The following is a 6,502-nucleotide window of genomic DNA, read 5'->3' as shown; positions in this document are numbered from 1 at the left end:
TAACGAACTAGACTAACCGACGTAGGCTGGCCCTGAGTCCCGGACGGGACGTTAGGGACTGGAACGACGCTTGCGTAAGCAAGAGGAGTGCCAGAAGCCTATGTGTCGGAGACCAAGCGAGGGCGTAAGTCCCGAAGCGCAGCGGTTAGTCGCTGTTATACGACGTCACCGAGGTAATAATAAAGAATTAAGAAGCTATTGCTAAATCTTTGTAATTGTGAATTCCGTTAAATTCTTTTTGTTTTTTCAACATTTCTTCTTCCAGATCATAATCATTTTGTAAACCAAGCCAGAATTGAGGAGTAGTTCCAAAAAATTTTGATAAGCGAATTGCCGTATCAGCAGAAACGGATCTTTTATAGAGTAGAATTTGACTGATTCTTGTTTGTGGAATACCAGTTTCCTTTGCCAATCGATAGGCAGTAATTTTTAATGGAGTAAGAAACTCTTCCGATAGTATTTGTCCAGGATGTATGTTCGCTAAACGTTTCATATAATCTCCTTTTTAATGGTAATCAACAATTTCTACTAAAGAAGCGTTATTTCCGTCCCAATTAAAACAGATACGCCATTGATCGTTAATCCGTATACTATACTGACCTTTTCTGTCACCTTTTAGAATCTCTAACTTATTGCCTGGTGGAACTTTTAAGTCTTCAATATTATGAGCATTATTGATCATCCTAAGTTTTTTTCTGCCTTGGTTCTGAACTTCTGTTGGTAAATCTTTAGAAAACTCACCTTTCCAAACTTTTTCAGTTGTTTTGTCGGCAAAACCTATGATCACAATAGAATGCTGACGTATTGCGATACTATTGTCAATAGTTATTTTTTACTTTGAATAAAATTCTAGGTGATGTCGTATAACGAATAGACTTACCGAAGTTCCCCGACCCTGAGTCCCGGAACGGGACGTTAGGGACTGGCATGTAGCTTGCGTAAGCAAGGCGAATGCCAGAAGGGGAATTTGCCGGAGGCCGAGCGAGGGCTTGTCCCGAAGCGTAGCGGTAAGTCGCTGTTATGCGAAGTAATTTACTTATTAGATTGCGATTCCTGCATAAAGTGAAATATATGAGAACTCGCTATTAGGTTTACTTTCATTCGTAATAACGAATTTATCGATTATGTATTTAGGAGGTAATCCATTGTAGAATTGAGGATTGAATGTATAATGTTGATTTCTTCTTCCAGAATTCATTATACCATATTCACATTCAATTCCAATTAATAATCGTCCAAAAACTTCTTTTCTATATCCAAGACCAACAGTTCCAAAAAATCGGTCAGAGTAGGTGGTTGTTTTCGAATAAGGTTCTACTGTAGTATTGACGCCTTGAAAGGATCGAAAATTTTTATCTTCTTGTTTATACCCCTTTTCAATTCCTAAATTAGCACTTCCATAGAAATTTCCGAAGAAAAAATACTGAGATCTTAAGACAAAAAATTCACTTTCTCTTGTTTTAGTGATATCTTGTAGTCCAAAACCGATTGGAGAGGAGTTTAAATCTATTTGTGTTTTAAATTTTGGGTTGTCACCTCTACTATATGTAAAACCCAAATAAAATTTTTCTGTAAATCCGTATAGAAGAGAGAAAGTGCTATTCTCATTTCTAATTCTAAATGGGTATTCTGTATATTGTGTTGTTGCAAACGGCGTATAATAAATATGAAGATGTTTTCTTTTTAGTAACTCTAAATTGGATTCGCTGTCTGCTATAGCTTCTGCGTATAATATAGAAGTAAACATATTTATGGCAATAAATACTAATGTAGTATATTTTAATGTTTTTAACATTTTCAAATTTTTCCTCTTAAATATTTTATAAATTATTTCGCATAACGAACTAGACTAACCGACGTAGGCTGGCCCTGAGTCCCGACGGGACGTTAGGGACTGGAACGACGCTTGCGTAAGCAAGAGGAGTGCCAGAAGCCTATGTGTCGCAGACCAAGCGAGGGCGCAAGTCCCGAAGCGAAGCGGTTAGTCGCTGTTAATTGCAGTGTCCAATGAATAGTAAAGAATTCGTATAGGAAGGTAAAGAAGTTATATCTATTTTCTTAAAATTAGATCTTCTTAATTTCTTAAATTAATTTTCGCGTGAATATCCCAAACAGAGTAAGGTAAAACAGAGCTGTGCTAGAAAATAGCAAGTTAATGTAAATAATGAGAAAGACGCTAAAAGAAACTAAGCTTTAATAAAATTCTTCAATTTTTTCTTTTCTTATTTCTTCGTTTTTCTCATTTCTTTTTTCTCTTTTCTCTTTTCACACGCCTTGAATAAAAATATTCAGCGAAAATTTGAAACAAAAATATCTTAAATTCTTTTTTCTTGGACATTGCAATTAACGAACTAGCCTTAACGACGTTCCCCGACCCTGAGTCCCAACGGGACGTTAGGGACTGGTCACGTAGCTTGCGTATGCAAGCGAGTGCCAGAAGGGGAATGTGGCGTAGCCCAAGCGAGGGCGAAGTCCCGAAGCGAAGCGTTAAGGTGCTGTTATGCGAAGTAAAAACAGCCACAATTATTTGGTTATCTCACGTTTAATATTAATTAAACTTGTCAATTTTTGTGAATTATATAGTTCGATAGATTCGTTATCAAATTTGTCGTAGTCAATATATTTTCCTTTCTTAAATTTTTCTAAATAGTTAACAAATTCTGAATCGCATTTTAAATTTGAGTTTATCCAAGTTTGATTTTGTTCAAATAGACATTTTTGACGCTTCTGGCAAGCTAAGTCAAGTTGAGATTTTTCAATAGGGCACACATGGTAAATATCTGGATCAAAAGATTCACGACAAAAGCATCCAAATTTAACATTTTTAAAACTAGAATTAAATGAATTGTTAAATTCAGTAGCGAAGACTTCATTTTTTATATTTTCCTTAATCCTATTAATCAAAGGTTTATATTCAAAACAAAAGATCGGATCCTCGAAGCAGTTTTTGATAAGGTTTACATTTGATTTTGTATCGAATTCAATTCTTTTCCTTTTTTCAGTTTCCTTTATTTCTCTTTGTTCTTTTTGAGGTAATGAATTAAAATGTCTAATTTCCTTTTGTTTTTCCGAAGGAGCAATCACTGATAAAACAGCGCTTATCAAAATGTTTGTAAAAATGAAATCTATCATAAATTTAATTTGTTTTTATTTCGCATAACGAACTAGACTAGCCGACGTAGGCTGGCCCTGAGTCCCGGAACGGGACGTTAGGGATTGGCACGACGCTTGCGTAAGCAAGAGGAGTGACAAAAGCCTATGTGGCGAAGACCGAACGAGGGCGCGAGTCCCGAAGTGAAGCGGCTAGTTGCTGTTATGCGAAGTAAAAACAGCCACAATTATTTGGTTATCTCACGTTTAATATTAATTAAACTTGTCAATTTTTGTGAATTATATAGTTCGATAGATTCGTTATCAAATTTGTCGTAGTCAATATATTTTCCTTTCTTAAATTTTTCTAAATAGTTAACAAATTCTGAATCGCATTTTAAATTTGAGTTTATCCAAGTTTGATTTTGTTCAAATAGACATTTTTGACGCTTCTGGCAAGCTAAGTCAAGTTGAGATTTTTCAATAGGGCACACATGGTAAATATCTGGATCAAAAGATTCACGACAAAAGCATCCAAATTTAACATTTTTAAAACTAGAATTAAATGAATTGTTAAATTCAGTAGCGAAGACTTCATTTTTTATATTTTCCTTAATCCTATTAATCAAAGGTTTATATTCAAAACAAAAGATCGGATCCTCGAAGCAGTTTTTGATAAGGTTTACATTTGATTTTGTATCGAATTCAATTCTTTTCCTTTTTTCAGTTTCCTTTATTTCTCTTTGTTCTTTTTGAGGTAATGAATTAAAATGTCTAATTTCCTTTTGTTTTTCCGAAGGAGCAATCACTGATAAAACAGCGCTTATCAAAATGTTTGTAAAAATGAAATCTATCATAAATTTAATTTGTTTTTATTTCGCATAACGAACTAGACTTACCGAAGTCCTCCGACCCTGAGTCCCGGAACGGGACGTTAGGGACTGGCATGTAGCTTGCGTAAGCAAGGCGAATGCCAGGAGGAGGATTTGCCGCAGGCCAAGCGAGGCCTTGTGCCGAAGCGTAGCGGTAAGTCGCTGTTATGCGCAGTTCAACACTTAGAACAATCCCTAGCATAAAGAAATTTCAATTTTTTTATGTTTTGCTGTTATTTACTAAAAATAGAGCCGAGTTCTATTTTTTTTTACCAGATTTTAAATGATATTATGTGGTGAATTAAATTTTTTTGTATTAGAAAATTAATTTTTTTCAGTTCAAAATTGTTTAAATTTTTTTTTTTTAATTAACTAAGATTGTTTGCATTGAATAATTGACGTGTATCGGAATTGATTCTACTCACTTCAAGCAGACCTAATCAGGTAGAGGCCAGCGAGTGGATTCTTTATTGCACCTCTCAATTTCAATGTGCGTCAATAGGCATGCTCCTAAAATTCCGTCGACGTTAACCCTTATCTTACGTTCTTCAGATAAGTTATTATAAAACCCTATAAATATTGCACAACCATCATAATTTTCATAACCTGAAGAAGCTTTACATTGTTCGCGCATGTTACATTTGGATAGAAGCCCGAATAAAACGATTGAAATTAGAAATTTTTTCATTCCCAAATTTTATTAATTTCCCTTTAAACTTATTTGATCGTATTTTAATTTAATCAAGATTACTACTGTAAATGTAAATTTATTTAAAACATAATCTGACAATTAGATTTAATTTTATTTTCCATATGAGTTTGTTGAATTGCGCATAACGAAAAAGCTTACCGACGTTCCTCGTAGCTGAGCCTCAGCAGGAGGCGTTAGCGTCGGCGCGATATTTGCGTAGGCAAAAATCGTGACGGAGAGGAATGTGTCGTAGACCGAGCGAGGCCGTGAGTGCCGAAGCGTAGCGGTAAGCGGATGTTAATTGCAGTAGGTTTCTGCAGAAAAAGATAATAGTCGAAAGGGAAATCTCATCAAGCGCGAAAATTTTCGATCCGAATCTTTTTTCTTATAAATTTATATTGGAACTAGCGAATTAAAAACTCTTCTTTCTTCGTTTAATGAGAAAATTACCTTCTTTAGCAAATCACAGTTTGATAAAAGTATATTTGAAGAGAGTTTCCACTACTTAAAGGCAGTAATATATTAATTCCTCAACCCTTTCTAAAGAAAATTTTCGCGCGTTTTTTTTATATGATTTAACCTATTGCAATTAACGAACTAGACTAACCGACGTAGGCTGGCCCTGAGTCCCGTACGGGACGTTAGGGATTGGCACGACGCTTGCGCAAGCAAGAGGAGTGACAAAAGCCTATGTGTCGTAGACCGAACGAGGGCGTAGTCCCGAAGTGAAGCGGTTAGTCGCTGTTATGCGTAGTGGCATTTTAAAATTGAAACTTTATTTGAATTATTGTATATTAAAGAATTTATTTGATAAAACTTTTCTTTAATTTTTAAATTAGTATTAGCATATTCTATGTTTACGTATATTTTTAGTTAATCTACAAAGAACATTTAAATTGATAATTTGTAGGTAATTGTTAAAGTTTTAATTTCTATTATTGGAAAATTTGGTATTGTCGGAAAGTATTTAATTTGTAGATGTTGATGATTTTTCTGGGAGTATAATACTTAATGGTTCTAACGATAGAAGTTTATAATTTTCGATTTTTTTTTTGGATTAATTTTATTTGATCAATATATTCACTAAGTTCAAATTTATATGAGTACTGGCGGTTATTTCTTGTAAATTTCCAAAATAATGAATCTTCAGTTTTAGTTACGTTAACGAGTTCCCAGCCAGAATCATCTGCAATTCCGCAAGCGCAGGTAAAGATTAAATATTTACCTGAATTATTTGTGCTTTGCACTAGTTGATTTAAAACTATAACACTACCCAAAAATTCTTCATAATTAAGTATGTCCTGTTCATCGATAATAGGCCTAAGAAAAATTGAATTAGAAAATTTCAATCCATCCAGTTCATAGATTTCATTTTCTTTAATAACGAGTAGCTCTAGTCGTAATTTATTGTTTATCATTAAGTTTGGAGCTTACTTTCTTTTCTTATTTTAGTAATATATGTTTAATTACATACGAATTTACTAGAATAAGAAAAGCATAAATAGATGGGATCGGCATAATGATTGAAATTAGAAATAAAGAACTCGAAAATTTTAAATCAAATTTTAAATAAGTATATAAAGCTATTATTAAATTTGAAAAAGTAAACGAAAGCAATCCAAAAAGTATAATATTTGTAATTTTAGATTTATCACCGTGATCGATAATGAAATTTTGAATATAAATATTATAAAGTTGAAATAAAATTGAGGATGAAACTAAAAATATTGTTAGCTTAATCGCAATTAATTTAAATTGATAATGCATATTTTTTAACTTTTCCTAACTTAATTTTAAAATAAAAAAATAGTTTCTTAACTCCCATATTAATAAAATAAACTAATTGAGA

General features: G+C 33.3%; 6 protein-coding genes. All 6 read right to left on the bottom strand.

The window, feature by feature from the left end:
* Positions 1 to 187: 187 nt before the first annotated feature.
* The 6 genes from ND811_RS18565 to ND811_RS18540 all read right to left on the bottom strand — a co-directional run bounded on the left by ND811_RS18565 (position 188) and on the right by ND811_RS18540 (position 6,071).
* Positions 188 to 493, bottom strand: coding sequence for a HigA family addiction module antitoxin (locus ND811_RS18565; RefSeq protein ID WP_135637398.1), 306 nt, complete (start codon positions 491 to 493; stop codon positions 188 to 190).
* Between the two features lie 12 nt (positions 494 to 505).
* Positions 506 to 787, bottom strand: coding sequence for a type II toxin-antitoxin system RelE/ParE family toxin (locus ND811_RS18560; RefSeq protein ID WP_265353519.1), 282 nt, complete (start codon positions 785 to 787; stop codon positions 506 to 508).
* A 252-nt stretch (positions 788 to 1,039) separates the two neighbouring features.
* Positions 1,040 to 1,795 carry a hypothetical protein gene (locus ND811_RS18555; RefSeq protein ID WP_265353520.1) on the bottom strand — a complete coding sequence of 252 codons (756 nt, stop codon included), beginning with the start codon at positions 1,793 to 1,795 and terminating at the stop codon, positions 1,040 to 1,042.
* A 728-nt stretch (positions 1,796 to 2,523) separates the two neighbouring features.
* Positions 2,524 to 3,132: a hypothetical protein gene (locus ND811_RS18550; protein ID WP_265353522.1), complete on the bottom strand. Its 609-nt coding sequence runs from the start codon at positions 3,130 to 3,132 to the stop codon at positions 2,524 to 2,526.
* Between the two features lie 206 nt (positions 3,133 to 3,338).
* Complete coding sequence (locus tag ND811_RS18545; RefSeq protein ID WP_265353522.1) at positions 3,339 to 3,947, bottom strand: hypothetical protein; 609 nt, start codon at positions 3,945 to 3,947, stop codon at positions 3,339 to 3,341.
* 1,737 nt (positions 3,948 to 5,684) lie between these two features.
* Complete coding sequence (locus ND811_RS18540) at positions 5,685 to 6,071, bottom strand: hypothetical protein (protein ID WP_265353612.1); 387 nt, start codon at positions 6,069 to 6,071, stop codon at positions 5,685 to 5,687.
* Between the last annotated feature and the right edge of the window lie 431 nt (positions 6,072 to 6,502).

Source organism: Leptospira soteropolitanensis (genome assembly GCF_026151655.1).
In the GTDB taxonomy this organism is placed as follows: Bacteria; Spirochaetota; Leptospiria; order Leptospirales; family Leptospiraceae; genus Leptospira_A; species Leptospira_A soteropolitanensis.
Note: the sequence above shows the minus strand (reverse complement) of the source record. Positions and strands in the feature narration are given on the sequence as shown.